The organism is Pseudomonas sp. 05N434 (assembly GCF_056396965.1).
In genome coordinates, this window is record NZ_JBFTMK010001035.1 from 1 (window position 1) to 625 (window position 625).

The window sequence follows — 625 nt, forward strand, 5'->3', positions numbered from 1 at the left end:
GGTACATCTTAACCAAGTAGGAACACATCAACCATGAGCCAAGCCATSGAAAAGCGCCAGATCCAGGCGCGGCTGATTGAGAACGGAAGCAACTTCCGCCAGTTCGCAATCAGCCACGGCTACGAGCCGCGCACGGTGACTCAGGTGGTTCAGCGGTGGGCCGGACATGACTCACTGCCACGTGGTCGTCTGTCCTTCAGCATCCTGAGGGATATTTCAAGGTTGATCGGGAAAGAAGTGCTACCCGGCATTCTTGTAGATCCCACCGCAAAGCCAGATGAAACTGAGGTTGTTGATCAACTGTAGGGGCGATCAAGCCAAGGAGAAACCAGAAGATGAAACGCCCAGTTCTAGCCAGCAGAAAAGACGTAGTCAGCGCGGTGATTGGCGCCTATGAGGGTGGCCGAGTCTACGCCGCAGCCGACCTGGGAATGCCGCTCAAAAAGTTCGACAACCAGGCCTACGAAAACGCTGGCAGTCGTCCGCTGAGTGACGACCACATTCATCGCCTTGAACTGATCACTGGTACCACCTTCCTGCCCGATTACATCGCGGCCAAATACGGCGGTTTGTTTGTACCACTAACAGTGTCGGCCGATCTGGACAACGTCGAGTTGTACAACCG

The 625-nt window shown here is 55.0% G+C and carries 2 protein-coding genes; both read left to right on the forward strand.

Annotation, left to right across the window (positions count from 1 at the left end; genetic code table 11):
- Positions 1 to 33 precede the first annotated feature (33 nt).
- The gene (locus AC1DLB_RS31555) at positions 34 to 306 is read left to right on the forward strand and encodes a helix-turn-helix domain-containing protein (RefSeq protein WP_477786473.1); all 273 of its coding nucleotides are present in this window, start codon (positions 34 to 36) and stop codon (positions 304 to 306) included.
- Positions 307 to 335: 29 nt separating this feature from the next.
- Positions 336 to 625, forward strand: a 290-nt coding sequence (locus tag AC1DLB_RS31560) for a YmfL family putative regulatory protein (protein ID WP_477786474.1), incomplete at its 3' end; no start/stop codon positions are given.